Annotated in this window: 26 protein-coding genes and 1 riboswitch; of the genes, 5 read left to right on the top strand and 21 right to left on the bottom strand. The window is 72.2% G+C overall.

Annotated elements, in window-relative coordinates; genetic code table 11:
* Nucleotides 1-6: 6 nt before the first annotated feature.
* From pheS to JOD65_RS13550, 6 genes are all read right to left on the bottom strand, one after another.
* Nucleotides 7-1,104, bottom strand: a complete 1,098-nt coding sequence (gene pheS / locus JOD65_RS13575; RefSeq protein WP_191197100.1) for a phenylalanine--tRNA ligase subunit alpha — start codon at nucleotides 1,102-1,104, stop codon at nucleotides 7-9.
* A gap of 155 nt (nucleotides 1,105-1,259) precedes the next feature.
* The gene (locus JOD65_RS13570; protein WP_191197101.1) at nucleotides 1,260-3,884 is read right to left on the bottom strand and encodes a DUF4153 domain-containing protein; all 2,625 of its coding nucleotides are present in this window, start codon (nucleotides 3,882-3,884) and stop codon (nucleotides 1,260-1,262) included.
* Nucleotides 3,881-4,603, bottom strand: a complete 723-nt coding sequence (locus JOD65_RS13565) for a response regulator transcription factor (protein ID WP_191197102.1) — start codon at nucleotides 4,601-4,603, stop codon at nucleotides 3,881-3,883. Before JOD65_RS13565 ends, JOD65_RS13570 begins: the two co-directional genes overlap by 4 nt.
* Nucleotides 4,604-4,676: 73 nt before the next feature.
* Nucleotides 4,677-5,762, bottom strand: coding sequence for a sensor histidine kinase (locus JOD65_RS13560; RefSeq protein ID WP_307821164.1), 1,086 nt, complete (start codon nucleotides 5,760-5,762; stop codon nucleotides 4,677-4,679).
* A 21-nt stretch (nucleotides 5,763-5,783) separates the two neighbouring features.
* On the bottom strand, nucleotides 5,784-6,050 hold the full coding sequence (locus tag JOD65_RS13555; RefSeq protein ID WP_191197103.1) for a DUF4031 domain-containing protein: 267 nt from the start codon (nucleotides 6,048-6,050) through the stop codon (nucleotides 5,784-5,786).
* 80 nt (nucleotides 6,051-6,130) lie between these two features.
* The gene (locus tag JOD65_RS13550) at nucleotides 6,131-7,246 is read right to left on the bottom strand and encodes an epoxide hydrolase family protein (protein WP_191197104.1); all 1,116 of its coding nucleotides are present in this window, start codon (nucleotides 7,244-7,246) and stop codon (nucleotides 6,131-6,133) included.
* A 79-nt stretch (nucleotides 7,247-7,325) separates the two neighbouring features.
* On the opposite strand from JOD65_RS13550, the gene JOD65_RS13545 reads away from it, so the two are divergent.
* Nucleotides 7,326-8,300, top strand: a complete 975-nt coding sequence (locus tag JOD65_RS13545; protein WP_191197105.1) for a helix-turn-helix transcriptional regulator — start codon at nucleotides 7,326-7,328, stop codon at nucleotides 8,298-8,300.
* Nucleotide 8,301: 1 nt separating this feature from the next.
* Here the strand turns inward: JOD65_RS13545 and JOD65_RS13540 are convergent, their stop codons facing one another.
* The 5 genes from JOD65_RS13540 to JOD65_RS13520 form a co-directional block, all read right to left on the bottom strand.
* Nucleotides 8,302-9,081 (bottom strand): TrmH family RNA methyltransferase, encoded by a 780-nt coding sequence (locus JOD65_RS13540; RefSeq protein WP_191197106.1) that lies wholly within the window; start codon nucleotides 9,079-9,081, stop codon nucleotides 8,302-8,304.
* Between the two features lie 5 nt (nucleotides 9,082-9,086).
* Entirely contained in the window at nucleotides 9,087-9,473 is a 387-nt protein-coding gene (rplT, locus tag JOD65_RS13535) for a 50S ribosomal protein L20 (protein ID WP_090971165.1), read from the bottom strand.
* A gap of 74 nt (nucleotides 9,474-9,547) precedes the next feature.
* Nucleotides 9,548-9,760: a large ribosomal subunit protein bL35 gene (locus JOD65_RS13530; protein ID WP_090971167.1), complete on the bottom strand. Its 213-nt coding sequence runs from the start codon at nucleotides 9,758-9,760 to the stop codon at nucleotides 9,548-9,550.
* Nucleotides 9,761-9,896: 136 nt separating this feature from the next.
* Nucleotides 9,897-10,562, bottom strand: coding sequence for a translation initiation factor IF-3 (gene infC, locus JOD65_RS13525; protein WP_307821375.1), 666 nt, complete (start codon nucleotides 10,560-10,562; stop codon nucleotides 9,897-9,899).
* Between the two features lie 319 nt (nucleotides 10,563-10,881).
* Nucleotides 10,882-11,448: an SseB family protein gene (locus tag JOD65_RS13520; RefSeq protein WP_307821163.1), complete on the bottom strand. Its 567-nt coding sequence runs from the start codon at nucleotides 11,446-11,448 to the stop codon at nucleotides 10,882-10,884.
* A 67-nt stretch (nucleotides 11,449-11,515) separates the two neighbouring features.
* On the opposite strand from JOD65_RS13520, the gene JOD65_RS13515 reads away from it, so the two are divergent.
* The 3 genes from JOD65_RS13515 to JOD65_RS13505 are packed head-to-tail and all read left to right on the top strand — an operon-like array spanning nucleotide 11,516 to nucleotide 13,744.
* Entirely contained in the window at nucleotides 11,516-11,974 is a 459-nt protein-coding gene (locus JOD65_RS13515; RefSeq protein ID WP_191197107.1) for a cellulose synthase, read from the top strand.
* Nucleotides 11,971-13,188: an amino acid deaminase/aldolase gene (locus tag JOD65_RS13510; protein WP_307821162.1), complete on the top strand. Its 1,218-nt coding sequence runs from the start codon at nucleotides 11,971-11,973 to the stop codon at nucleotides 13,186-13,188. The genes JOD65_RS13515 and JOD65_RS13510 overlap by 4 nt, the downstream gene beginning before the upstream one ends.
* On the top strand, nucleotides 13,178-13,744 hold the full coding sequence (locus JOD65_RS13505) for a uridine kinase family protein (RefSeq protein WP_307821161.1): 567 nt from the start codon (nucleotides 13,178-13,180) through the stop codon (nucleotides 13,742-13,744). Before JOD65_RS13510 ends, JOD65_RS13505 begins: the two co-directional genes overlap by 11 nt.
* Here JOD65_RS13505 and JOD65_RS13500 read toward each other — a convergent pair.
* On the bottom strand, nucleotides 13,734-14,708 hold the full coding sequence (locus tag JOD65_RS13500) for a GNAT family N-acetyltransferase (protein WP_191197108.1): 975 nt from the start codon (nucleotides 14,706-14,708) through the stop codon (nucleotides 13,734-13,736). The genes JOD65_RS13505 and JOD65_RS13500 overlap by 11 nt on opposite strands.
* 33 nt (nucleotides 14,709-14,741) lie before the next feature.
* Here JOD65_RS13500 and JOD65_RS13495 point away from each other — a divergent pair, with 33 nt between their 5' ends.
* Nucleotides 14,742-15,671: an aldose 1-epimerase family protein gene (locus JOD65_RS13495; protein ID WP_191197109.1), complete on the top strand. Its 930-nt coding sequence runs from the start codon at nucleotides 14,742-14,744 to the stop codon at nucleotides 15,669-15,671.
* 106 nt (nucleotides 15,672-15,777) lie between these two features.
* Here the strand turns inward: JOD65_RS13495 and JOD65_RS13490 are convergent, their stop codons facing one another.
* From JOD65_RS13490 to ribD, 9 genes are all read right to left on the bottom strand, one after another.
* Nucleotides 15,778-19,071 carry a sortase domain-bontaining protein gene (locus tag JOD65_RS13490; RefSeq protein WP_191197110.1) on the bottom strand — a complete coding sequence of 1,098 codons (3,294 nt, stop codon included), beginning with the start codon at nucleotides 19,069-19,071 and terminating at the stop codon, nucleotides 15,778-15,780.
* 315 nt (nucleotides 19,072-19,386) lie between these two features.
* Nucleotides 19,387-19,878, bottom strand: a complete 492-nt coding sequence (locus JOD65_RS13485) for a PH domain-containing protein (protein ID WP_191197111.1) — start codon at nucleotides 19,876-19,878, stop codon at nucleotides 19,387-19,389.
* The gene (hisG, locus tag JOD65_RS13480; RefSeq protein WP_191197112.1) at nucleotides 19,862-20,707 is read right to left on the bottom strand and encodes an ATP phosphoribosyltransferase; all 846 of its coding nucleotides are present in this window, start codon (nucleotides 20,705-20,707) and stop codon (nucleotides 19,862-19,864) included. The genes JOD65_RS13485 and hisG overlap by 17 nt, the downstream gene beginning before the upstream one ends.
* 17 nt (nucleotides 20,708-20,724) lie before the next feature.
* Nucleotides 20,725-20,988: a phosphoribosyl-ATP diphosphatase gene (locus tag JOD65_RS13475; protein WP_191197113.1), complete on the bottom strand. Its 264-nt coding sequence runs from the start codon at nucleotides 20,986-20,988 to the stop codon at nucleotides 20,725-20,727.
* Nucleotides 20,989-21,060: 72 nt separating this feature from the next.
* On the bottom strand, nucleotides 21,061-21,540 hold the full coding sequence (gene ribH / locus JOD65_RS13470; protein ID WP_191197114.1) for a 6,7-dimethyl-8-ribityllumazine synthase: 480 nt from the start codon (nucleotides 21,538-21,540) through the stop codon (nucleotides 21,061-21,063).
* Nucleotides 21,537-22,850, bottom strand: a complete 1,314-nt coding sequence (locus JOD65_RS13465) for a bifunctional 3,4-dihydroxy-2-butanone-4-phosphate synthase/GTP cyclohydrolase II (RefSeq protein WP_191197115.1) — start codon at nucleotides 22,848-22,850, stop codon at nucleotides 21,537-21,539. Before JOD65_RS13465 ends, ribH begins: the two co-directional genes overlap by 4 nt.
* The gene (pnuC, locus tag JOD65_RS13460) at nucleotides 22,847-23,551 is read right to left on the bottom strand and encodes a nicotinamide riboside transporter PnuC (RefSeq protein ID WP_204811169.1); all 705 of its coding nucleotides are present in this window, start codon (nucleotides 23,549-23,551) and stop codon (nucleotides 22,847-22,849) included. Before pnuC ends, JOD65_RS13465 begins: the two co-directional genes overlap by 4 nt.
* On the bottom strand, nucleotides 23,548-24,186 hold the full coding sequence (locus JOD65_RS13455) for a riboflavin synthase (protein ID WP_191197117.1): 639 nt from the start codon (nucleotides 24,184-24,186) through the stop codon (nucleotides 23,548-23,550). The genes pnuC and JOD65_RS13455 overlap by 4 nt, the downstream gene beginning before the upstream one ends.
* Complete coding sequence (gene ribD, locus JOD65_RS13450) at nucleotides 24,187-25,242, bottom strand: bifunctional diaminohydroxyphosphoribosylaminopyrimidine deaminase/5-amino-6-(5-phosphoribosylamino)uracil reductase RibD (RefSeq protein WP_224748162.1); 1,056 nt, start codon at nucleotides 25,240-25,242, stop codon at nucleotides 24,187-24,189.
* Between the two features lie 84 nt (nucleotides 25,243-25,326).
* A riboswitch (FMN riboswitch) is annotated at nucleotides 25,327-25,456 on the bottom strand.
* Nucleotides 25,457-25,569: the final 113 nt, after the last annotated feature.

Raw genomic sequence — 25,569 nt, 5'->3', positions numbered from 1 at the left:
CCCCTCTCAGATCTCGGTGCCGAACGCGCTGGTGAACCGGACGTCGCCCTCGAAGAGCGGACGCATGTCCTCCAGGTCGTGGCGGAACATGAACGACCGGTCGATGCCCATGCCGAACGCGAAGCCGCTGTAGACCTCCGGGTCGACGCCGCAGGCGACCAGGACGCGGGGGTTGACCACGCCGCAGCCGCCCCACTCGATCCAGCCCTCGCCACGGCAGGTGCGGCACGAGGCGGAGTCGACGCCGCGGCACACGAAGCACCGCACGTCGACCTCGGCCGACGGCTCGGTGAACGGGAAGTAGGACGGCCGGAACCGCGTCGTGATCCCGTCGCCGAACAGCTGGGACGCGAAGTGGTCGAGCGTGCCCTTGAGGTGCGCCATCGTGATGCCCTCGTCGACCACAAGACCCTCGACCTGGTGGAACATCGGCGAGTGCGTGGCATCGTACTCGTCGGTGCGGAACACCCGGCCCGGGCAGACGACGTAGATGGGCGGCTTGCGGGTCAGCATCGTGCGCGCCTGGACGGGTGAGGTCTGGGTGCGGAGCACGACGTGGTCCTCGGCCGGCTCGGTCCAGAAGGTGTCCTGCATGGTGCGGGCCGGGTGGTCGGGCCCGAGGTTGAGGGCGTCGAAGTTCAGCCACTCGGCCTCGACGACCGGTCCCTCGGCCACCTCGTAGCCCATGGCCACGAAGAGGTCGGCGATGAGCTCGGACTGCAGGGTCAGCGGGTGCCGGCCGCCGCGGCGGCGGCGGGTCGTCGGCAGGGAGACGTCGACGGTCTCCTCGGCCAGCATCCGCTCCTCGTGCTCGCCCTCGAGGACGGCCTGACGGGCCGCGATGGCCTGGTTGACGGCGCCGCGGGCCTGGCCGACGCGCTGGCCGGCGTCCTTGCGCGCCTGGGGCGGCAGGGCGCCGATCTCGCGGTTGGCGAGGGCGAGGGGCGAGCGGTCGCCGGCGTGGTCGAGCCGGACCTGCTTGAGCGCGTCGAGGTCGGCGGCGTCCGCGATCGCGGCGAGCGCCGCCTCACGCATCGCCTCGACCTGGTCGGCCTTGAGCGGGGTCACTTCGACGGGGTCGTAGTCGGTGTTGGGGCCGGACATGGCTCCCTTTCGCGCGGCGACAGCAGTTCGCCGCAGAGTCTAGAAGTGGATGAGCGTCGGGTCGGACGGGGACTCCCCGGACCCGGTGACGTCAGCTGCCCGACGGACCAGGTCCGGGGCGCAGAAATCGTAGGCTCGTGTCCACGGTGAGAATGCTACTCCCCGAAGTCCGCCCAGACGTCACTGCACTCGTCGGCCGGGACGCCCGTTCCGACGTCGTACGCCGCCTGCTCGCCCGCCGGCAGCAGGCCGAGGTCGGTGAGCGGCCCCTCGGCGCGGCTGCGGCCCAGGTTCCACGCGCGCGGGTCGTCGAGGGCCTCCGCGCGCATCTCGTTGTCCGGCAGCTGCTGGAGCACGCAGCGGGACACCTCCGGGGGCAGCCGGTCCGCGATCACCGGTGTCGCATCAGCGGAGAGGTCCTGGAGGTAGCGCAGGTCGAGCTTGCCGGTGGCTTCGTAGCGGTCGATGTTGCGTCCGGCGACCCAGGCGTCGGGGTTGATCGCGGCGAGCCCGACGAGCGCGACCGCACCGGACACGAGCGCGATGCGCGGGAGCCAGGCACCGCGACCGGCGGCGCCGGCGACCATGATCGCGAGCACGACGAAGCCGAGCCACCCCTCGAAGACGTCGACGAAGAGCCGCAGCGTCGTGAAGCCGTAGGCGTCCTGGTAGACCGACATGCCACGTAGGGCGGATGCGACCACCAGCAGCGTGAGGACGCAGAGCAGGCCGAGCGAGCCCCGCAGCCACCGTCGGTCCTCGATGCTGTCGCCGGCTCGCCTCGAGGCGATCCACACGACCAGCACCGTCAGCGCCGTGGCCAGCGTGAGCTGGCCGAAGCCCTGGTGGACGTAGTCGGCGTAGGTCAGGCCGGTCGTGGCCTCGATGTAGTTGCGTCCGCCGACCAGGGCCCGCGCCTGCGCGGCGATGAAGGCGAGGAACACGGCGTCGACGACGAGCACCGGGACGAGCCACTCGAAGCGGTTGGCGAGCGCGGCGGGCCGGCGCCCCCCCAGCACCTCGACGTCGGCGGGGTTGAGCGCCAGGTAGGCGGCGCCGAGGGTGGCGGCGAAGACGAAGCACGCCAGGAACGCGCGTCCGACGAGGTCGTTGAAGGTCAGGTTGGGCACGAGCTGGTCGACCCACGACCCGAAGACGGGGTTGGCGCTGGCGAAGATGGTGCCGAAGACGCCGAGACCCAGCAGCGACCACACCGTCGTACGCACCACTGCCGGCGTGCGCGACCCGGTTCCGGCGATCCGGAGCGACCGGCCGAACCACGGCAGGCCGCGCAGCGACGCAAGCGGCCACGCCATCCCGGACAGCAGGATGCCGGGCAGCGTGCGAGCCCCGGTGACGCCGCACAGGAACACGGCCGCCGCCACGACGAGCCCCAGCATCTGCACCCACCAAGCGGCCCGCAGGGTCATCGGCAGCACGAGCATGATGGCCAGTCCCGCGCACACGAGGGTCCATGGCTCGCGTCGCCGGCGCGCGGTGACCAGCGCCGCTGCACCGCACGTCAGCGCGACCAGCGTCCACGTGATGCCGACCGCGGTGAACGACAGGGCGATGCCGGCGACGAGCCCGGCCCCCGCCGCGGCGACCACGGTCCGGAGCCCGTGCGGGGCGGCGCGGTCGGGCCAGAAGCGACCGAACACCGCGTCCAGCCCGGACTGCGGGCGCGGGGTGGTCTCCGGCACCGCGACGGTCGGTGCGACGACGGACGGGACTGCGGACGGGACGGGTGCCGGCGAGGTGGGGACGGCGGTCGCGCGCTCACCCGGGACCTCGAGCCGGATCCGGGCACCCTGCCCGACGTCGGGGTCGAGGAAGCGGAGGGACCCGCCGTGGAGCTCGGCCACCCACCGGGCCACGGCGAGTCCGAGGCCGGTCCCCCCGGCACCGTCGGTGCCGAAACGCTCGAAGACGCGGTCCCGGTCCTCCGGCGCCACTCCCCCGCCGGCGTCGACGACCTCGAGCCACCACGAGCCGCCGATGCCCCCACCATCGGTCCCACCGTCGTCCCCGGCGGTGATCCGTACGGAGGTCCCGGCGGGCGCGTGGCGCGCCGAGTTGTCCACCACGTTGACCAGCAGCTGGCGCAGCCGGGCCGGGTCGCCGGCGACCACGAGGTCGTCGGCGACATCCATCGCGACGTCGAGGGTCCGGCCGGTGGCGCGCACCTGGGCGACGACGTCATCGACGAGCGGATGCAGCGCCACGTCCTGGCGGTCCAGGTCGACCACGCCGGCCTCGAGCCGGGAGAGCTGGAGCAGGTCCTCGACCAGCCGGCCCAGGCGCTGCGCCTCCTCGAGCGCGGCGCCGAGGTGCTGGGAGTCGGCGGGCACCACGCCGTCGGCGAGGTTCTCGAGCAGGGCGGTCATGGCCGTGAGCGGCGTACGCAGCTCGTGGGAGACCGTGGCGATCAGGTCACGCCGCTCGCGGTCCACCCTCGCGAGGTCCTCCGCCATCCGGTTGAAGGCGGTGGCGAGCTGGCCGACCTCGTCGGTCGCCGACGTGCGCACACGTCCGGTGTAGTCGCCGCGTGCCATCGCTCGCGACACCTCGGTCATCCGCCGCAGCGGGGCGACCATGCCGGCGGCCAGGAGCTGCGTCACGCCCAGCGCGAGCGCGACGCTCACCGGCAGCACGAGCAGCGGCGAGACGTCAGCGGCGGAGCCCAGCAGGGTCAGCAGGACCGCGGTGACGACCGACGCGACCACCAGCAGGCCGAGCTTGGCCTTGAGGCTGGAGACGGCGTCGAACCAGGCGCTCATGCAAGGTCCTCGAGGGAGTAGCCGACGCCGTGCACGGTGCGGATCCGCGACGCACCCACCTTGCTGCGCAGCGCCTTGACGTGGCTGTCGACGGTGCGGGTCGCGCTGGCGCTGGCCCAGGCGTCGCCCCAGTCCCAGACGTCACGCAGCAGCCGCTCGCGGCTGAGGACCTGACCGGGCGCGCGGGCCAGGGACAGCAGCAGGTCGAACTCGGTCGGGGTGAGGTGCACGGCCTCGCCGGCGACCGTCGTACGCCGGGAGCCGGGGTCGATCCGCACGCCGCCGACCTCGATGGTGGCGGGCCGCTCGTCCGCCAGCGCGGCCGCCCGCTCGACCCGGCGCAAGAGGGCGGCCACCCGGGCGACGACCTCGCGCATCGAGAACGGCTTGGTCAGGTAGTCGTCGGCGCCGACCCCGAGCCCCACCAGCACGTCGGCCTCGTCGTCGCGTGCGGTCAGCATCAGCACCGGCACCGGGCGTGCGGCCTGGACGCGGCGGCACACCTCGAGGCCGTCGAACCCGGGGAGCATCACGTCGAGCAGGACGACGTCGGGACGCACGGCAGCGGCCATCTCGACCGCGGACGGGCCGTCGAAGGCCTGCTCGACGTCGTAGCCCTCGGCGCGCAGCCGCTGGGCGAGGGCGTCGTTGATGGTGCGCTCGTCCTCCACCACCAGGGCGGTCCTCGGCCTGGACGTGGCGGGGGTGCGGGAGGTCATGCCACGACCCTAGGAGGGCGGACGGGTGGACGGCGGGGACGACTCGTGAAGGTTGTGTGGAGGTCGCGGCCCGTCACTCCGGGCGCATGTCCTCGCTCGGCCAGTCGACCATCACGCGGCCGCCGCCGCCGGGTGCGTCGTCGATGGTGACCCATCCCCCGTGGGCGCGCGACAGCCCGCCCACGATGTACATGCCGAGCCCGGTGCCACCGGAGGTACCGGTGGTCCAGAACTTGGTGAAGACCCGCTTGCGCAGCTCCGCGGGGATGCCGTCGCCCTCGTCGTCGACCGTGAGCCGCACCCCCGTGAGGGCCGGCGATGCCGACAGCTGCACGGTGACCTGGCCCTGGCCGTGGCGCACTGCGTTCTCGACGAGGTTCGTGACGACCTGGGTGAACTTGTCCGGGTCGGCGAACAGCGCGGGCAGCGCTTCCTCGACCTCGAGCTTGATGTCGCGCGCCGTCCCGGCCTCGATGGAGTCCACGACCCGGGCCACGAGCACCTCGGCGGAGCACTCGCGAGGGTAGAGCTGGAGGCGATCGGTGTCGATCCGGGCCACGTCGAGCAGCTCGGCGATCAGGCGGGCGAGCCGGTCGGCGTCGGCGTTCACCGTCTCCAGCATCAGCTTGCGCTGGTCGTCGGTGAGCTTGTCCCACCGGTTGAGCAGCGCCTGCACGAAGCCCTTGACGCCCGTCAGCGGTGAGCGCAGCTCGTGGGCGACGGTGGCGACGAGGTCGGAGCGCTCGCGGTCGAGTCGCGCCCGACCGCGACCGCTGCGCAGCCCGACCGCGATGCCGACGACCCGACCCAGAGGCTCCTCACGGACCAGGCGCGCGGTGGTGAGGACCTCGTCACCGAAGGCGTTGAGCCACGACTGCTCGGGCACGCCGCGCGTGATCGAGATGGCGTCGAACGGCCGGTTCACGTCGAGCCAGGTGCGGCCGTCCTGGTCGAGCAACCGCAGGACGTCCGGCAGCGACAGCCCCTTCGCATCCTCAGGGTCGACACCGAGCAGCGCGGCCCCCTGGGCGTTGAGGATGGTGACCACGCCCTCGCGGCTCGCGCCGAGGATGCCGTCGGGATAGAAGTCCGCCAGTGCGCGCAGGCGCGTAGGCCGACTCCTCTCCACCCGGTGCTGGGGTGCGCTCTCGTCCGACACGAGCGCCACCCTAGGCCAGCCCTAGTCGCGGAACCGGGCCTTGGGCCGTCGCAACCCGGCTGCGCGCAGGGCCACGACGAGCTCGCGGGACGTGACCGGGACCGCCCCCGCGGACACCAGCGCGTCGTACGCGTCGGCAGGGACGTCGTAGTGGTCCCGGTCCCAGCCGCGGGCAGGCACGCCCTGGGCGGCAGCGAAGTCGTGCACCTCGTCGTAGGAGGTGTCGCTGGCCAGGTGGGACCAGAGCCGGTCCCAACGCGGCACGGCGGGCGGGTCGATGAGGATCATCGCCGGCGAGCCTAGGCCACGGGAGGCGTGCCGCGGCGGCGCACGGCGGGGCCGTACGCCGCTCGGCGTCGTGCAGGTGCTCAGGAGAAGAAGCCACGGATCGCGCCGGCGAGCTCCTCGGGGACCTCCATCGAGGCGAAGTGGCCGCCCTCCGGGTGCTCGGTCCACGACACGATGTCGGTGTTGTCGCGCTCGGCGAAGGGACGCATCGTGCGGAAGTCGTCGGCGAAGACCGCGACCCCGATCCGCCCCTCGTTCACCCGCGGCTCGACCGCCTGCTCGGCGCGGTAGGCCTGCACGGCGCCACCGCTGCTGTTGGTGAACCAGTAGAGGCTGACCTGCGTGAGCACCTGGTCGCGCGTCACTCGTGACGTGCCGTTGCCGAAGCTCTCGAACAGCTCGTTGTAGGCGAGCTGCCCGACCGGGGAGTCGCTGAGTGCGGCCGCGACGGTGAGCGGCCGCGAGGCGTTCATCGTGGCGTAGCCGTTGACCGTCTGGAACCAGCCGGCGAACTCCAGCGCCGCATAGTCGGCAGGGGTCATCTTCTCGAACTCCGCCGGGTCACCGGAGGGAAAGGAGAACAGCTGCAGCACGTGGGCGCCGAGGAAGCCCTCGGGGGCCAGCATCGCCAGCTCACGGGCCACGATCGCACCGTTGTCGGAGCCGTGCGCGCCGTAGGACTCGTATCCGAGGCCACGCATCAGGCGGTCCCACGCCCGCGCGTTGCGCCGCGAGTCCCAGCCGCCGTCGGTGAGCGGTTGGCTGAAGCCGACGCCCGGGATCGAGGGGATGACGAGGTGGAAGTGGTCGGTCAGGTGCGGGACGAGGTCGAGGAAGTCGACGAAGGACCCCGGATAGGTGTGGAGCAGCAGCAGCGGGGTCGCGTCCTCGTTGGCGGAGCGCACGTGGACGACGTGGATGGTCTGGCCGTCGATCTCGGTGAGGAGCTGCGGGTAGGCGTTCATCCGCTCCTCCTGCGCGCGCCAGTCGAAGTCGCCCGCCCAGTGCTCGACCATCTGCCGGAGGTAGGAGACCGGGACGCCGGCGGACCAGTCGGTGCCGTCGGCGCTCGAAGTGGGCTCGGCGGCGTAGCGGGTGTTGGCGAGGCGGGCGCGGAGGTCGTCGATCGCGTCCTGCGGGACCGAGACCGTGAAGGGGCGGAAGGTGAGCTGGCTGGGGTTCTGGTGAGTGGTCATGAAGGTACGGTAGGAAGGAATCCGGCACGATTCGGCCCTGATTCGACCAGCGGCTCCGATCTCCTCGAAAGGCCAGCCCATGTCGCTCCAGACGTCGTCGAGGCTGATCTCCCTCCTCGGCCACCTCCAGGCCCGGGCGACCGCCACGGGACCCGAGCTCGCGGCCCTGCTGGGGGTCGGCGAGCGCACCGTCCGCAAGGACGTCGAACGGCTGCGCGAGCTCGGTTACCCCGTCGAGGCCGTGCGTGGGGCGGCCGGCGGCTACCGGTTCGGTGACCACGGCCGGCTCCCTCCCCTGCTGCTCGAGGCCGACGAGGCGGTGGCCGTCGCAGTCGGGTTGCGGAGCGTCTCGGCCGTGCGGGGCATCGAGGAGGCGGGCGCCCTCGCGCTCGCGAAGCTCCAGCACGTGCTGCCCGATCGCCTGTGGCGCCGGGTGCGCGCCCTGAGTGAGAGCACCGACGTAGGTCCGGCCGACACCGCGACCAACGTCGCCGCACCGCCGGTCGACGTGGTCCTCCTGGCTGACCTGGCGACAGCGATCCGCGACCGTGAGGGCCTGAGGCTGTTCTACCGGCCGGCCGCCGACGTCGAGGAGCGGGTCGAGGCCGACCCGTACCGGCTCGTGAGCTGGCAGCAGCGCTGGTACGTCGTGGTGCGTCACCGCCCCGACGGACGCTGGCGGGCGCTGCGGGCCGACTGGATCGAGCTGCGCGTCCCGGGCGCCGGGCGCTTCGCCCCCGACCCGCTGGTGGGTGGCGACTACGCAGCGTTCGTCCTGCGCGACGTGGCGTTCTCGGGGTGGTCGGTGCACTGCCGCATCGCGGTGGACGCCCCGGCGGAGGAGGTGCTCCGCCGGATCAACCCGACGGTGGGCGTCGTCGAGACCCTGGACGAGGGCCACAGCGTCCTGGTCACCGGCGCCGACAGCGTCGAGACGGTGGCGGTGTGGATCGGGATGCTCGGCCTGGACTTCCACGTCACCGAGCCACCGGAGCTGGTCGCGCACCTCGCGACGCTCGCGACGAGGTACGCCGCGGCGATCCCGCCGCGATGAGTCAGCGGCGCTGGGCGCGCGCGCTGGCGTAGAGGCACACGGCCGCGGCGGTGGACAGGTTGAGGCTCTCGGCCCGGCCGTGGATCGGGATGGCGACGCGGTGGTCGGCCAGCGCGGCCAGGTCCTCGGGCAGGCCCCAGGCCTCGTTGCCGAAGAGCCACGCCGTGGGCCCGGACAGGTCGGCGTCGAACAGGTCGACCTCGCCGGCGCCGTCGGCGGCCAGGACGGTCAGTCCCCGAGCCTGCGCCTCACGCACGGCGGCAGCGGGATCGGGCTCGATCGCGAGCGGCAGGTGGAAGAGGCTCCCGACGGTGGCGCGCACGGTCTTGGGGTTGTAGGCGTCGACGGACTGCCCGGCCAGCACGACCGCGTCGGCGCCCGCCGCGTCCGCCGTACGGATGACGGTGCCGGCGTTGCCGGGGTCGCGGACGTCGGCGCACACGGCCAGCAGCCGGGGCGAGGCCCGCACGACGTGCTCGAGCGGCGCGTCGAGGTGGCGGCACACGGCCACCACGCCGGCCGGGGACACCGAGTCGGACAGCGACGCGAGGGCGCGGTCGTCGACCAGCGTGACCGGCGCCTCGGCGAGCAGCTCGGCGTGCTGCTCGAGCGCGAGCGGGGTCGCGAAGACCTCGACGACGCACCCGGCGACGGACAGCGCCCCCTCGACGGCCTTCGGGCCGTCAGCGAGGAAGAGCCGCCGCTCGGTGCGTACCGAGCGGCGGCTCAACTTGCGAGCCTCCTTGACGCGGCCATTGCCGACCGTCAGTGGAGTGCTCATGTGGTTCAGGCGGAGACCTTGGGCGCGTTGACGTCCTCGGGCAGCGCGGCCTTGGCGGCCTCGACGAGCGCGGCGAAGGCCGGCGCGTCGTTGACGGCGAGCTCGGCGAGGATCTTGCGGTCGACCTCGATGCCGGCCAGGCCGAGGCCCTGGATGAAGCGGTTGTAGGTCATGCCGTTGGCGCGGGCCGCAGCGTTGATCCGCTGGATCCAGAGCTTGCGGAAGTTGCCCTTGTTCTTGCGCCGGTCGTTGTAGCTGTAGACCAGGGAGTGGGTGACCTGCTCCTTGGCCTTGCGGTAGAGGCGCGAGCGCTGGCCGCGGTAACCGCTGGCGCGCTCGAGGGTGGTACGACGCTTCTTCTGGGCGTTCACTGCGCGCTTGACGCGTGCCATGGGGTTACTCCTTGATGCAGGGGAAAGTCAGACGGACGGCGGCTGAGCCACCGGGGAGGTGCGGTGGGTGAGGCTCAGATGCCGAGCATCTTCTTGGCGCGTGCGACGTCGCCCTTCTCGAGCTCGACCATGCCGGCGTTGCGGCGGTGCTTCTTGCGGCTGCCCGTGGTCGGCGCGGACGCGAACGCAGCGCCGGACTTGCGGCCGGCCTGCAGACGCATGATCTTGCCCGAGCCGGTCACCTTGAAGCGCTTCTTCGCGCCCGAGTGGGTCTTGTTCTTCGGCATGTGTCTGCCTCAACTTCCTTGTACGTGGTTCGGGGTTCTGGGGTTCTCGCTAGGACGTGGGCGACTCGCCGTTGTCCCGGTCCCGACGGCTGTCACGGCTTCGCCGCGACCTGCTCGATCGAGCCCTTCGCTTCGCTCAGGCCTCGATCTCAGGATCGAGGTTCTCGGAGCGGCGACGCTCCTTCTTCTGGGCGACCGGCCCGGCGGCGTGGGCCGCCTCGCGCTCGGCGTCCTCCTCGGCCTTGCGGTCCGCACGTGCCTGCTCCTTGGTGGCGCGGGCAGCGTCGGCGTCGATCTTGGCGTCGGCCTTCTTCTTGTGCGGGCCGATGACCATGGTCATGTTGCGGCCGTCCTGCTTGGGCGAGGACTCGACGAAGCCCAGCTCCTGCACGTCCTCGGCCAGCTTCTGGAGCAGGCGGAAGCCCAGCTCGGGGCGGTGCTGCTCGCGGCCGCGGAACATGATCGTGATCTTGACCTTGTCGCCGGCACCCAGGAATCGCACGACGTGACCCTTCTTGGTCTCGTAGTCGTGCTTGTCGATCTTGGGACGAAGCTTCATCTCCTTGATGATCACGTTCGTCTGGTTGCGCCGCGACTCGCGGGCCTTCTGGGCGTTCTCGTACTTGAACTTGCCGTAGTCCATGAGCTTGCAGACCGGGGGGCGTCCCTGGGGCGCGATCTCGACGAGGTCGAGGTCGGCCTCCACGGCCAGCTTGAGTGCCTGGTCGGTCGGCACGATGCCAACGGTCTCGCCGTTGGGTCCTACGAGCCGGACCTCGGGTACGCGGATCCGGTCGTTGATGCGCAGCTCGGTGCTGATGGGTCCTCCAGTGGTTCGGGTGGGTGGGAGTCCCTCGCCCGGCCCGACTGGTGTGCCGGAAAATGGACAATGGCTCCCGCTGTTGCCAAGCGGGAGCCAGTCACGACACGTCTCCCCTCTCGGGGAAACTGAGGTGTCCACCTCCGTCTCGCGACGGTGGTGGCTCTGGACCGGGACCCGACGATCTGTGCTGCTGGGCGATCGATGCGGGTGGGAGACGGTGGTGCTGCCTCCGCTTGGCGGGATCGGTGTCACCGTGAAGCATGGTGTCACTGATCGGTCAACACGGAAGGTTAGCGGATCATTCCGTCGAGGGGCCAATCCAGCCGTGACCGCCCGAGCCGTCGCCGATGGCGACCAGGCGCCACCCGGCCGCGAGCCGGGTCAGGTCGTCCCCGTCGACGACGTACGACGCAGGGCCGGCGAGGTCCACGAGCAGCGCCTCCGCGCCGTCCTGGATCGCCGCGGTGGCCGCCGTCGCGGCCGGCACCGGCACCGGCCTGGCCTGCGGGTCCCACCGGGCCATCGAGGCGGTGGACGTGAAGGCGAGCAGGCCCCTGCTGCCGTCCGGGGCCTCCACCAGGACGGCCGCCATGTCGGAGGACTTGTCGTGGGCCAGTCCCTGCTCGTCGACCTCGACCTCGCCGAGCACCGCGACCACCGGCACCAGCAGCCGGGCGTCCTGCAGGAGGGCGAGCACCGCGCCGGAGCTCGCGGTGCCCGCGGCCCGGTCGGCCAGCACGCCGGCGAGCCGGGGGTCCGCCTCGCCGGCGTCGTCGGCGAACCCCGGGTCGGGGATGGTGCGCTCGAGCGGCTCGAGGGAGGAGTCGTCCGCCACGTGGTGGGGGGATGCGTCGTCGTGGACCACGGCTCCATCCTCCCGCAGGCCTCGCAGGTGCCGACGAGGGCGTGGTGCGCTGTGGGAGTCTGGTCACGTGGAAGGAACTACCTGGGCTGCACTGACCGCCGCGCTCACCGTCGCGGGTGCCATCTGGACGTGGATCGCGTTCCGCCGGCGAGGAGCGGCCAACGGCCTGCGAGCGCTCGGCTTCACCCTGCTCCCCGCGGCCGCGTGGCTGACCGGGACGCTCGAGATGGTCGTGGACATCGCGGGGTCGATCACCGACTGGGCCACCAGTCTCGTGTTCGACGTACGCACCTGGATGGGCGTCGGCCTGGCCGGCCTCGCGGTCGTGCTGTGGTTCGTCAGCGGCATCATCCGCGACCGCCAGCTGGCCCGCGCGCAGGCCGTGGGCGCGGGTGGCCGCACGCCGCGCGGCAAGGACGAGCTGCCGGAGGCGTCCTCCACCCGGACCGGCCCGACCTCGCGCCCGGCCGTGGACGACGAGATGGCTGACATCGAGGCGCTGCTGCGCAAGCGGGGCATCGAGTGATCGACCGGCTCGTCGACCGCAACCGTCTGTGGTCGCGGCTCGACGCCGCCGTCGCCGGCCTGCCCGAGTCCCCGTCCACACCCATCGCCGTGGTCGACCTCGACACCTTCGACGCCAACGCCGACGACCTGGTGCGTCGCGCGGGCGGCAAGCCCGTCCGCGTGGCCTCGAAGTCCCTGCGCGTGCCGGCCCTCCTCGAGCGGGCGCTGGCGCACGACGGGTTCTCCGGCGTCCTGGCCTACACGCTCGCCGAGGCGCTCTGGCTCCACGAGACCGGCATCAGCGACGACATCGTCGTGGCCTATCCCACCGTCGACGTGCCGTCCCTGCGCCGGCTGACCTCGTCACCCTCGGCCGCGGCCGCGATCACCCTGATGGTCGACGACCCGGCCCACCTCGACGTCGTGGACTCGACCCGCTCCTCCCCGGCCGTGCCGGTGCGGATCGCGCTCGACGTCGACGCCGGACTGCGGTTCGGCGGAAAGCACGTCGGCCCCAAGCGCTCGCCTCTCTTCGACACCTCCGACGTCGTCGCGCTCGCGCGCCGCGTCGCGGAGCGCGACGGCTTCCGCCTCGTCGGCGTGATGACCTACGAGGGCCAGGTCGCGGGCGTGCAGGACTCCGTCCCCGACCAGCGCGCGCGGTCCAGCGTCGTACGCCGGCTCAAGCAGGCGTCCATGGCCCAGCTGGCGGTGCGCCGCCGCGAGATCGCCGAGGCGCTCGCCGAGGTGGTGACGCTCGAGTTCTGGAACGGCGGTGGGTCGGGGTCGGTCGAGGCCACGGCCGCCGACGGCGCGGTCACCGAGATCGCGGCCGGTTCGGGTCTGCTGGTGCCGGGCATCTTCGACCACTACGCGTCGTTCGAGCCCCGCCCCGCAGCGTTCTTCGGGCTGCGGGTGACACGCAAGCCCACGCCGGAGATGGCCACCGTGCACGGCGGTGGACTGATCGCCAGCGGCGCCACCGGCGCCGACCGCTCCCCCGTCCCGTGGGCCCCGCCGGGTCTGCACCTGACTGGGCTCGAGGGTGCCGGCGAGGTCCAGACGCCGCTGACCGGACACCCGGCCGCGCAGCTGCGGATCGGCGACCTGGTGTGGTTCCGCCACGCCAAGTCGGGCGAGCTCTTCGAGCACGTCCGCGACGTGCACCTCGTGCGTGGGGCGGCCGTCACCGAGGTGGTGCCGTCCTACCGCGGCTGCGACCGTGCCTTCTGAGCTCTCCCCCGACCCCTGCTCCGTCGCCGCCGAGGTCGCCGAGCGCGTGCTGGCCGCTCCCCCGACGCTCGGCACCAGCCGCCTGGTGTGCGTCGACGGTCCCGCCGGGTCCGGCAAGACCACGTTGGCCACGGCCATCGCGGACGTCGTTCCCGAGGCGCACGTCGTGCACTGCGACGAGCTGCTGCAGGGGTGGCGCGGGCTGCCGGGCCTCGCCCGCACGATCGAGACGTTCCTCGAGCCGCTCGCGCGCGGCGAGGGGAGCCGGTGGACGCGGTGGGACTGGGCGGCGGACGACTGGGCCGAGAGCCACCCCGTGGAGGCCGGAGGGCTGCTCGTGCTCGAGGGCACCGGCTGCTGGTCCCCCGCGATCGCGTCCCTCGTCGGGGTGCTGGTGTGGGTCGAGGCGGAGTCGGGGCTGCGCCTGCGGCGCGGCATGGCGCGCGACGGCGAGCAGATGCGGCCGCAGTGGGAGCAGTGGCGGATCGACGAGGACGTGCTGTTCGCCCGGCTCGGCACGCGTGCGGGTGCTGACCTGGTGGTCGTCACCGGCTGAGGCGGCCACCGACCGGTGGGACGTCGAGGTGGTGGGAGTCCTGGCGGTAGAGCTGGCGGAAGCCGGCCCGCTCGTAGATGCCGAGCGCACCGGTGGGGTTGGCCGTGTCGACGTTGAGGCTTGCGGTCACGTAGCCGGCCACGCTCGCGCGTCGCAGGACCTCGGCGAGCAGTCCCGTCGCCAACCCGCGGCCGCGGTGCGCCGGGAGGGTGCCGACGTACGGCACGTGGACCTCGGGGCCGTGCCCGCCCGACGGCGGTACGACGTACTCGTGGGCGAGGACGTAGGCGGCGACCGCGCCGTCCGCGTCCCGGGCGACCGCCGAGAGCGCGTGCCGGGCGTGGGCGGCACCGACCACGAAGGTGGCCCAGAAGCCGGTGCTGGCGTCGGCGCGCACGGGATGGTCGGCGAAGGCGAGGTTGTGCGTCTGCCGGAGCTCCTCGGCGGCCTCCGGGTCGAAGGTCGTGACGGTGTACCCGCCCGGCAGCTCGACCGCGGCTCGTCGCTCGAGATGGGCGACCATGAGGAAGCTGTGCCGCCCGGGGCGCATCCCCGCCCGCTCCACCAGGTCGACCTGGTCCTCGCGACCTGCGAGCGTGGCGGCCGCGAACCTGCCCGGCACCCCGGGCGCGAGGGCGGCGTGGAGGGCACGTGAGAGGTTCAGCGAGCGGGTGAGCATGAGCGTCCCGATGCCCTCGCCGAGGCGCGCGGGGTCGACGTCGCCGAAGAGGGTGACGTGCAGGCCGACCTCGTCCGGGCGGCCGGGCAGCACGGTCGTGTAGGCGACGAGCTCGTCGCCGTCGTACGCCCCCTCGAAGACGTTGACGGCCTGCCCGCCCATGACCTCGCGGATCTCGCCGGCACCCAGGCAGAACCCGGTCGGGTGGTCGCCCTCGATGCGCGTCATCAACGCCGCCAGGGCGTCGGCGTCCTCGGCGGAGAGGACGCGCGTGGTGATGCCCATGGGGGCACCGTAGTGATGTCTAGGGTGAGCGTCATGGTGCTTCCCAGTGGTGACCAGTACGAGATCTCGGCGGCGGGCTACACCGCGGTCGTCACCGAGGGCGGGGCGGCGCTGCGGGTGCTGCGTCACCACGGTCGCGACCTGGTGCACGGGTTCGACGAGTCCGCGATGTCCACGGGCGGCCGCGGCCAGCTGTTGATGCCGTGGCCCAACCGGATCCGCGACGGCCGCTACTCCTTCGGCGGCCACGACCTCCAGCTCGGGCTCACCGACCCGCGCACCGGCAACGCCTCGCACGGCCTCGCCCGCTGGGCCCCGTGGACGGTGGAGGAGCACACCGCCACGTCGGTGTCGCTCGTCCACCGCCTGATGGCGCAGACCGGCTACCCGTGGGCGCTGGACCTGCACGTGCTCTACGACCTGTCCGCGGACGGGCTCGTCGTCACCCAGACCGCGACGAACCTGGCGGTGGAGCCGGCGCCCTACGCGAGCGGGGCGCACCCCTACCTCTGCGTCGGGGACGCGATCGAGCACCTCGAGCTGACCCTCCCCGCCCGGACCCGGGTGGTGCTCGACGACCGCCAGCTCCCGACAGGTGTCGAGCCCGTCGGGGACGACCTCGACTTCACCAACGGACGCCGCATCGGCGACCGGGCGCTCGACCACGGGTTCGGCGACCTCCAGCACGTCGAGGGACGCGCCCGGATCACGCTCACCGAGCCCTCGGGCGAGCGAGGCGTCGCGCTGTGGGTGGACGAGCACCACCGGTGGCTCCAGGTCTTCACACCGCCCGCGGACGGACCGCGTCCGGCGCTGGCGGTCGAGCCGATGACCGCACCGGCCGATGCCTTCAACTCCGGCACCGACCTCGTCACCCTCGCCCCGGCCGGCACCGCGGGAGACGAGCTCTCGGTCTCGTGGGGCATCCACGCCCTGCAGCCCGCCGACGCCAAGGACGCGTAGCGGTCGAGGCGGGGGCCTCCATTGCGGCGCGGCTGGTCGGGGTCGGCGTGTCTCGTCCACGTGGCGCGACCGGTTCGCCGCGGATGGGCTCCCGGGCCTCGCGCGATCACCGATGGTCCGGGACCGGCTCTGCGACGACCACGACGTACTTCGTGTAGCGGAAGTGCCCGCCGGCGGTGACCACTCTGTCGGTGCAGCTGATGAGCACCAGACGGTGGCGTCCTGTGGTGGCGAAGAATCGGTCGGGCAGCTCCCGGCGGCGGTCGAGGGTCGTCTTCTCGAGGACCTTGAACCGGTGCCGGGACCCGGCCTGGGTGACGGTGATCCGCTGCCCGGCGCGGGCCCGGCTGAGGTTGAACATCGCCCCTGGCCGGTCGTGCCGGTCGGACACGTGTCCACCGATCACGGCGGTGCCGATCATGTCGCCGACACCGGCTGACCGGCGCAGCCATGCCACGTCGTCGACGTCACCGGGCAGGGTCATCTTTCCGCCGACGATGCCGTGTGGCTGGACCGTGGCACGCATCCCTGTCCCTGGCATCTGGATCGTGGCCGGTGGGGACAGGCGCGGGTCACGGTCGAAGCCCGGCAGGGTGCCTGAGAAGCCGCCGACGACGTCCGGGGCAGCGTAGGTCGGCTTGGCCACCACGGTGGTCTCGGCGGCCAGACCACACCGGTGGACCGGTGACGCGGTCGCGGCGTCGGCGCCGATGGCGACCTGCCAGGTGTAGACGCCCGGCGTACTGACCCGCACGCTCGGCGAACGGTTCCGCCCGTTGTCGACCTGGAGGACCTCCTCTCGGACCAGGAATCGCGCACGGCAGTCGGCCGACGCCCTTGAGCTGAACGGCCCGTAGAGCCGCGCGACGGCGGTGGCACCGTCTCCGCCGACAAGCCCCTCGATGAGGATCCGGTCGTGGAACGGCTCGCCGGGGGCGACCCGACGCTGCGAGGTGTCGGTTCGGACGGACGCCTCGGCCGGCAGCACCTCCGGCGGCGGGTCCGGCTCCGGCTCCGGCTCCAGCTCCGGCCCTGGCTGCGGCTGGGCGACGTTCACGATGAGGCAGAGGATGTCTTGGCCGGGCTCAGCGACGAACCTCGAGGGCCGGATCTTCTCGACGCCCCGGCAGAACCACCCTGCGCTGTCGAAGCCGGGCGGCCCCCCGGACTCACTCAGCCGGTAGCGGCCGAGCCCGATGCGCTGCCTCGTCACCGCGGCACTGTTGCCGGGGCCGGACACGCGGGTCCGGCCCTCGGCTGTCAGCGTCCATTCGCCCGGGGCCGCGTCGGTGCCCGTACCGCGGTCGAGGACGATCTTGCGCAGGGTGATCCTGGTCGAGCAGGTGACCACGTTGATGACGAGAATGCGGTTGGAGCCCGCCTGGAGCGTGGGCCGGAAGGGCATGGACTCGTTGACCCTCTCGCCGTTTGCCCTGACGACCCGTCGGGCGACAAGCTCGCAACGTGGCCGGTTGACTTGCACCCTCTCGTCGATCTCGGGGGTGTCGCCCTCGGTGTAGCCGTGGGCGGTGACGCCCCAGCCGAGGTCGTTCGGATCGCCATCGATCGGGCTGGTCACGGTCAGCTGCGCCTGCAGGAAGCCCGGCTGGGTGCCCTCCCTGAATGCCTGCCGCCTGTCGCCGACCCGGACCACCCAGCCCTTGAAGACTGTGAGGTCGGCCGGCTGGGACACCGGGGGCGGCGCGGGTGGCCGGTCGTAGACGATGCAGGAGATGGCCTGCTCGTTCGGCGGGCCGGTGACGGTCAGTGTGAACCCGGGGTTCGGGTCGGTCGGGGCACCCACGTTGGTGACCGGGACCGGAGTGTTGGTGTCCAGGTCGGTGCAGACCGCGTTGAAGCCGCCCTGTCGAACCAGGACGTGGTCGTCGTGCTGGTCTTCTGTGATCGTCACCGCGGCGTTCGGTGCGCCACTTGCGAAGTCGAGGGTGAAGTTGACGGCGCCCGTGCCATCGTCGGTGGTCGTCCGGCTCGGGGGCACGACTGGGACCGTGGACCTGGCGTTGAAGGTCCAGCCCTCCGGGGCGCGGGTTGCACCGGAGACGTCCTCGCCGGTGTTCCCCGGTGGCACGATCATCTTCAGCACGCTGATCGATGGCCGGCACTTGGCCAGGGCGATGCTGCGCAGCGCGCCGGCCGCGGCCACGTAGCTGGGCTCCTGGAAGAAGTCGGCATCGATCGGGTCGACCCCCGCGGCGTAGCGCGTAGGTCCAGAGATGGAGCTCAGGTTGGACGCGGTGTTCGGGTCGGTCACACCGGCCCCGACGCCGAACCCGATGACTCTGGTGTCCTGTGCCTTGAGCGCATTGGCGGAGAAGATGGCCTTCTCCACCTCGATGATGCGGTTGTTGCTGCCGCTGCCGTTGACGGTGCCGGACGTAGTGCCGGTGCCACCCCAGTTGGTCGGGTTACCGTCGGTGAGCATGACGGCCAGGTCGTAGCGGTCGGGCGCCGGCCTGAGGCGGTTGGCGTCGGCCGCTGCCTGGATCCCGCGGTCCCAGTTCGTGCCGCCCGCCGGGGTGCCGTCCGCGATCCAGCCCTTGACGATGTTGCCCCCGGCGCTGTCGGAGACTGGTTGCAGGGCCGGATAGTTCCTGGTGGCGTTCTGGGCCGGAGACCCCCAGGAGAACGAGAAGACCGACATCCTCGACGGCGTGCCCTTCAACGCGTCCACGAAGGCGTTACCGGCGCCCCGCAGGGCGCCTATCTGGTCGCCGACCGAACCGGACAGGTCCAGGATGAGGGCGACATCGAGCCCGCACGTGCTCGGCGGCAACGGGTTGTCACGGGACTGCTGCCAGACCCCGCCTGACGACCGCCGCTGCTGCTCTGCTGGAAGAGACCCGCTCAGCGTGGTCATGAAGTCCGTCCCGGAGCGATACGTGACACCCGCGTGGAGCTCGTCACCGGTGAGGAACCGGTACGGCTGCGCCGACGACTCGGCCGAGGTCGCGGTGCCGGTACGCAGAGTCGGGTTGGGGAGCCACCCCGTCGGTGCGGAGACCTGGGCCACCCAGAACCGGCGATTCCGGTTTGCACCCGCCGGTGACCCGCCCGCCGCCGCCTGGGTGTCGGGCACCACGAAGCTGCAGTCGCCACGGGCGTCAGAGGTGCAGGTGGACCACGACGTGTTCACGGGTGCGCCCGGGGTGCTGTCGCCGTCGTAGGTCAACAGCTGCAAGACCACGCCCTGCAGAGGCGCCTGTCCGTCGTCCTCACGATCGCCCCCGACCTTCAGGGTGATCACCGCGTTGTCCCCGTTCGCCCGAGGAACACGTGCATCGGCCGGCGCCACCGCGAGCAGAGCCACCACCAGGCCGAGCACCGCCCCGAGCGTGACCCACCGACCCTGCGTCGCGCTACTCGTGAATCGTCCGACCATGACGCCTCCCGCCGCTTCGCCGTCCCCCGCAAAGCACCCGGTCTAACGGCTCTCGCCGGAGGACGCTCGATCAGCGTATTGGCGCCCACCACAGCCCGGCTAGTGTCGTGCGGCTGAATCTCGTTCATGGGTCGCACGGGGCAGGATCTCGTCTGCTGTCGCGGGCTCAGAAGAAGGGGATGGCAGCGTTCCAGCCCTCGATGAAGGAGCTGATCGCGCCGATCGACCGGGTTTCCAGGAGCCGCTGGCGGGGGTGAAGTGCGGGGTCACGCGCGGGTTCTTGGCGAGCCAGCGGTGATGTCGGGGTGTTCGACGCTAGCGGCGGTCGGAGCCGTCGCGGTCGATCAGCGCACGCAGCTGGCGTACGCCGTCGCGGGCCGCCCTGCCGTCGGAGCCCTGGAACGCCATCGCCGAGATCGTCGTGCCGTCGGCCAGGTCGAGCGTGGCCCACGGGGCGCCGGACGGGAGGTGCACGCCGAGGACCTGCTCCCACTCCAGCCGCCGGGTGCGGAAGCCGTTGACCACCACGAGCGACGCCTGCTCGGCGGTGACCCGGGCGCGGCCCAGGGCCCACCCGATGACGGCGAACCCGGCGCCCATCGCGAGCAGCGTGAGCCGTTGCAGGATGTTGAACTTGGCGCGCGTCTCGTCGTCGAAGCCGAACCACGCCGCCGCGCACACGACGAGCAGCATCAGGCCGAAGCCGATCACGGCGAACCGCACGCCCATCGGCCGCCATGTGTGCGGCAGGGCGGGTGCGGCGGGGCCGCGGGGCGCGCCGGCCGGGCGCTCAGAGGCGGCAGGCATGGATGTCGGTCAGCAGGATGGCGCGCGCGCCGGTCGAGTAGAGGTCGTCCATCAGCCGCTGCGAACCGGCGCGCGGCACCATGACGCGCACCGCCACCCAGCCGGCCTTGCCGAGCGGGGAGATGGTCGGGCCCTCGCGGCCGGGGGCCAGCTCGCTCGCCCGGTCGAGGTACCTCTCCTCGATGTCGTAGTCCATCATCACGAAGCTGCGCGCCACCAGCACGCCCTCGATCCGACGGCGGAAGATCTCGAAGTCGTCGGGCACCTCGCCGCCGCGGGTGATGAGGACCGCCTGCGAGTCGAGGATGACCTCCCCGAAGGTCTCGAGCCCGGCGGCCCGCAGCGTCGACCCGGTCTCGACGACGTCGGCGATCACGTCGGCCACGCCGAGCTGGATGCTGGTCTCCACCGCGCCGTCGAGGCGGGTGACGGTGGCGTCGACGCCGTGGCGGAACAGGTAGTCCTCCACCACGCCGACGTACGACGTCGCGATGCGCAGGCCAGCGAGGTCCTGCAGCGAGGAGTAGCGCCCGATGGGGCCGGCGAAGTGGAAGCGCGAGCGGCCGAAGCCGAGGTTCATGACCTCTTCGGCCTTGGCGCCGGAGTCGAGGAGCAGGTCGCGGCCGGTGATGCCGGCGTCGAGCGTGCCCTCGCCGACGTAGAGCGCGATGTCGCGCGGGCGGAGGTAGAAGAACTCGACGTCGTTCTCGGTGTCGACGAGCGCGAGCTCCTTGGAGTCGCTGCGCTGGCGGTAGCCCGACTCCCGCAGGATCTCGGTCGCGGCCAGGGACAACGACCCCTTGTTGGGGACGGCGATGCGGAGGGTCATGGCTGGCTCACTGGGGGTCACAGGTGGGCGTAGACGTCGTCGAGGGTCAGGCCGGAGGCGAGCATGAGCACCTGTGCGTGGTAGAGCAGCTGGCTGATCTCCAGCGCCGTCGCGTCCTTGCCCTCGTGCTCGGCGGCCATCCAGGACTCGGCGGCCTCCTCGAGCAGCTTCTTGCCGATCGCATGGATGCCGGCGTCGAGCTGCTGCACGGTGCCGGACCCCTCGGGGCGCTCCGCGGCCTTGGTGGACAGCTCTGCCCACAGGTCCTCGAACGTCTTCACGAGGAGCAAGCCTAGGCGCTGCGGCACCCGGTGCCGCCCACCGGCCCGGGCGCGGACCACCCGCCGGCGAGGTCACCCCGCCCGCACCGCCCGCACCACGCGGGCGGTGTCGAGCGCGGCGGCCGTCGCCTCCCAGCCCTTGTCCTCGGCGGACCCCTCGAGGCCGGCGCGGTCGAGCGCCTGCTCCTCGGTGTCGCAGGTGAGGACGCCGAAGCCCACCGGCACCGCGTGGTCCACGCTGACCTGGGTGAGGCCGTCGGTGGCGGCCGAGCAGACGTAGTCGAAGTGCGGCGTGCCGCCGCGGATGACGACGCCGAGGGCCACCACGGCGTCGTACCCCGCCCGCGCGAGCGCCGCCGCCACCACTGGCAGCTCGAAGGTGCCCGGCACCCGGATGACCTCCGGGTCCTTGACGCCGTACGCCGCCAGCGCGCGCTCGGCGCCGCCGACGAGTCCGTCCATCACCTGGGTGTGCCAGCTCGCCGCGACCACCGCGACCCTGAGGTCGCCGGCGTCGAAGGGCTGCGAGGTGGGTGCTCCTGATCCGCTCATGCGGTCTCTCCTTGCTCAGGTTGCTCAGGGTGCTCGGGGTGCTCGGCCTGGTGGTCGGTGGCGACCGGCGGCAGGTCGACGGCCGGCAGGTGGTGACCCATCCGCTCGGCCTTGGTGCGCAGGTAGGCGCGATTGTGCTCGGTCGGGTGGATGGCGAGGGGGACGCGCTCGGTCACGTGGATGCCGAAGTCCTCCAGGCTCGCCGTCTTGTCCGGGTTGTTGGTCATCAGCCGCACCGACTCGATGCCGAGGTCGCGCAGCACCTGGGTCGCGGTGCCGTAGTGGCGGGCGTCGGCGGGCAGGCCGAGGTCGAGGTTGGCGTCGACCGTGTCGCGACCGCCGTCCTGCAGCTGGTAGGCCTGCAGCTTGGCGACGAGGCCGATGCCGCGTCCCTCGTGGCCGCGGAGGTAGACCACCACTCCCCTGCCCTCGGCGACGATCGTCCGCAGTGCCTCGTCGAGCTGGGGGCCGCAGTCGCAGCGCTCGCTGCCGAAGACGTCGCCGGTCAGGCACTCGCTGTGGACCCGGGTCAGCACCGGTTCGCCCTTCGCGACGGCGCCGGCGATGTCGCCGTACGCCAGCGCGACGTGCTCGCTGTCGTCGATGGTGATGCGGTAGCCGTAGGCGGTGAACTCGCCGTGCCGGGTGGGCAGGCGGGTCTCGGCGACGCGCTCGACGTGGCGCTCGTGGCGGCGGCGGTAGCGCACGAGGTCCTCGATCGAGATCATCGCGAGGCCGTGCTCGTCGGCGAACTCACGCAGCTCCGGGGACCGCTTCATCGTGCCGTCGTCGTTGACGACCTCGACAAGGACGCCGGCGGGTGTCAGGCCCGCCAGCCGGGCGAGGTCGACGGCGGCCTCGGTGTGCCCGCGGCGCACCAGCACGCCGCCCTCGCGGTAGCGCAGCGGGAACACGTGGCCCGGGCGGGTGAGCTCCCACGGCTCGGTCGCGGAGTCGGCCAGCGTCCGCGCGGTGCGGGCGCGGTCGGCGGCGCTGATCCCGGTGGAGACGCCGTCGCGGGCGTCGACGGAGATCGTGTAGGCCGTGCGCAGCTTGTCCTTGTTGTGGGGCGTCATCAGCGGGATCTCGAGCCGCTCGAGCATGTCGCCCGGCATCGGCACGCAGATCACGCCGCTGGAGTGGCGGATGGTGAAGGCCATCAGCTCGGGGGTCGCCTTCGCGGCGGCGAAGATGATGTCGCCCTCGTTCTCCCGGTCCTCGTCGTCCACCACGACGACGGCCTTGCCGGCGGCGATGTCCGCGACGGCCTGCTCGACGGAGTCGAGGCGCACGCGGTCGGGCGCGCTCATGCCGACACCACCTCGGTGCTGCGGTCGGCGCCCGTCGTGTCGACGACGGTGCGGCTGGCCCGCACCCACACGAAGAACCCGATGACCACGAACACGGCGTAGAAGAGGTACATGCCGGCGGTCGGGTAGTAGCCGGCCTGCACCAGCGTCGTCACGCCGACGATGTCGACGAGGATCCAGATGAGCCAGAACTCCACCCAGCCGCGGGCCATGCCGTAGGTCGCGAGCATCGAGCCGGTGAGGATCCACGCCTCGGTGACCGGGCCCCAGGAGCCCAGCACCTGGGTCAGGAGGACGTACGCCGCTGCGTAGCCGACGACGCCCAGCACGAGCAGCTGGACCCGTTCGGCGCCGGTCGCCCAGCGAGGCGCGATGGCGCCGCCGTCGGACGCGCCACCGTGGCGGCGCAGCTGGGTCCAGCGCCACCAGCCGTAGAGGGACATCGCGGCGAAGAAGACCTGGCGGCCGGCCTGGCCCCACAGCGGCTCGTCGATCTGGCCGGACAGCTCACCGGTGGCGAAGACGGTGAAGAGCAGGACGTTGCCGATCAGGCCGATCGGCCAGGCCCAGACGAGCCGCTTCATGCCGAGGATCGCGCTGGCGAGGCCGAAGACGTTGCCGATGACCTCGCGGGCACCCAGCGCTCCGTCGCCCGGCACCGGGATCGTGCCGTGGATGAGCCATTCGAGCAGGTCCATCATTCTTCCTCGTCGTTCTCGGGGGTGTGGGTGCTGGTGGAGGTCGGGGAGTACGCGCCGAGCAGCTTCTCGACGTGCTTGGCGATGACGTCGGCCTCGAGGTTGACCAGGTCGCCGACGCGGCGGCTGCCGAGCGTCGTGCGCGCGAGGGTCTCGGGGATGAGGCTGACGGTGAAGCTGTCCTCGCGGGCCTCGACGACCGTCAGGCTGACGCCGTCGACGGTGATCGAGCCCTTGTCGACGAGGTAGCGGTCGAGGTCACCGGGCAGGGAGATCTCGACGACGTCCCAGTGCTCGCTAGGCGTGCGTGAGAGGACCTCACCGACGCCGTCGACGTGGCCCTGGACGATGTGGCCGCCGAGGCGCTTCTCGACGGTGACCGCGCGCTCGAGGTTGACCCGGTCGCCGCGGGCGACACCCCGCAGCGACGTCTTGTCGAGCGTCTCCTGCATGAGGTCGGCGGTCCAGCGCCCCTCGCCGAGCTCGGACACGGTGAGGCAGCACCCGTTGACGGAGATGGAGTCGCCGAGCCCGGTGCCCTCGAGCACCGTCGCGGCCTGGACGGTGAGCCGGATGGCGTCACCCTGGTCGACGACCTCGGCGACGGTGCCGAGCTCCTCGACGATCCCGGTGAACATTCAGGGCCTCCTGTGGGGGGTCGTCTGGGGGGTCATGGTGAGGCGGACGTTGGTGTCCTCGCCGTCGTGGCCCTGCAGCACGTGCACGTCCGCGACGTGCAGGTGGACGGCATCGGCGATGGTGGTGATGCCGAGGTCGGCGACGGCGCTGGAGCCCGCACCCAGCAGCATCGGGGCGACATAGGCCACGGCCTCGTCGACGAGTCCGGCCGTGAGGAAGGCGCGGGCGAGGGTGGGGCCGCCCTCGAGGAACACGTGCTGGCGATCCCGGGCGAAGAGGGTGTCGAGCGCCTCGCGCGGGTCGCGGGTGCGCAGGTGCACCGTCTCGGCGCGGTCGTTGAGGATCCGGCGGTCGGGCGCGAGGTCGCGCAGGCCCATCACGGCACGCAGCGGCTGGTGCACCACCGGCTCGTCGACCTCGTCACGGACGGTCAGCTCGGGGTCGTCGACCTCGACGGTGCTGGTGCCGACCAGCATGGTGTCGCAGAGCCCGCGCAGTCGGTGGGTGTCGAGGCGGGCGGCGCGGCTGGAGACCCAGCGGCTGGTGCCGTCGGCGGCGGCGCTGCGCCCGTCGAGGGTGGTCGCGAACTTCCAGGTGACGAACGGGCGGCCGTGCTCGAGGGCGAAGGTCCACGTGCGGTTGACGGCCTGGGCGTCCTCGGCCAGGAGCCCGGACTCCACCTCGATGCCGGCCCCGCGCAGGCGGGCGGCACCACCGACGGCGACCGGGTTGGTGTCGGTCTGCGCGAACACGACGCGACGTACGCCGGCGGCGACCAGCGCCTCCGAGCAGGGACCAGTGCGGCCGGTGTGGTTGCACGGCTCGAGGGTGACGACGGCGGTCGTCCCCCGCGCGGCGTCACCGGCCTCGCGCAGCGCCTCGACCTCGGCGTGCGGTCCGCCTGCGCCACGGTGGAAGCCCTCGGCGACCGTCGTGCCGTCCGGGGCGAGGAGCACGCACCCGACGCGGGGGTTCGGACCCAGCGGCACGCCCGGCGTGACAGCAAGCGCCAGCGCGCGCCTCATGGCGGTGCTCTCTGCCTCGCTGGTCGTCATCTCCGCCTCCGGTCCGGGTGGGACTCAGGGGGGCGGGCGACGGGGCACTCCCCCGCGGGACGCGAGGGATGGCGTGCGAGCCGTCAGCGTGCACTTCTCATCCGGACTATGACCGTCGGTCCAGGAGTTCCACCTGGTCAACCGGCCACTGGCTGTGGTCGGGTCGCGGACTGTGACCGCCGGTGCGGAGTTCCACCGCCCCCAGAGCACGCAAGCTCTTCGTGGTCGCAACCATGCCACAGCGCGCGCCATTCCCTCACCGGTGTCCGCCGGTGACGTGCGCAACATCCGCCGAGGGGCCGGACGGCGGTCGCTGCCACCGGCTCC

Origin of the sequence: Nocardioides cavernae (assembly GCF_016907475.1) — a bacterium.
In the GTDB taxonomy this organism is placed as follows: domain Bacteria; phylum Actinomycetota; class Actinomycetes; order Propionibacteriales; family Nocardioidaceae; genus Nocardioides; species Nocardioides cavernae.
This window is presented reverse-complemented; position numbering and strand designations above follow the sequence as displayed.